Source organism: Vibrio sp. 1580, assembly GCF_033340055.1.
Genome location: NZ_JAWOVT010000096.1, coordinates 1 through 983, shown reverse-complemented (window position 1 = coordinate 983; position 983 = coordinate 1). Strand labels below are relative to the sequence as shown.

The following is a 983-nucleotide window of genomic DNA, read 5'->3' as shown; positions in this document are numbered from 1 at the left end:
ACATGCCATTTTCCTTGGTGGCCTATTTGCGTATGACTTGGTGGCGAACTTCGAACCATTAGGAGACGCGGTAGCAACAAACCAGTGTCCGGATTACGTCTTCTATGTTGCGGAAACATTGCTGGTTGTAGATCACCAAACACAATCCTGCCAACTGCAAGCAACATTGTTCGTTGACGGCTCGCAAAAAGCAGCGCTAGAAAGTCGAATCGAAGATATCCGAGCTCAATGCACATCGCCAAAGCGTCTTCCAGACGCAACGCAAGTGGCCAATATCACAGCTCAACCAAGCGTTTCGGATCAAGATTTCTGTCAAATCGTCCGTGATCTAAAAGAATTCGTGATAAAAGGCGATATTTTCCAAGTGGTTCCTTCTCGTCGATTCACATTGCCTTGCCCTTCTCCGCTAGCAGCTTACAAAGAGCTAAAGCAAAGCAACCCAAGCCCTTACATGTTCTACATGCAAGATGAGCTGTTCACTTTGTTTGGTGCGTCGCCAGAAAGTGCCTTGAAGTATGAAACCGACACCAACCAAATAGAAATCTACCCAATTGCAGGGCCTCGCCGTCGCGGTAAACGTCCAAATGGCGAAATCGACTTTGATTTAGATAGCCGTATTGAACTTGAACTACGTAGCGACAAAAAAGAGAACGCTGAACATATGATGTTGGTAGACCTAGCTCGTAATGATGTAGCGCGCATCTCACAAGCTGGTACTCGTCATGTTGCCGATCTCCTTAAAGTTGACCGTTACAGCCATGTTATGCACTTGGTGTCTCGCGTGGTTGGCCAGTTGCGCGATGACCTTGATGCTTTGCACGCTTACCAAGCTTGTATGAACATGGGCACGTTAACTGGGGCGCCTAAGATTCGTGCAATGCAACTGATTCGCGATGTTGAAGGTGCTCGTCGTGGCAGCTATGGCGGAGCGGTAGGCTACCTGACAGGAGAAGGCACGCTCGACACTTGTATCGTGATTCGCT

The 983-nt window shown here is 48.3% G+C and carries 1 protein-coding gene; it reads left to right on the top strand.

The features are described from left to right. On the top strand, positions 1–983 hold a 983-nt coding region (locus R7093_RS24270; RefSeq protein WP_318146889.1), incomplete at both ends, for an anthranilate synthase component 1.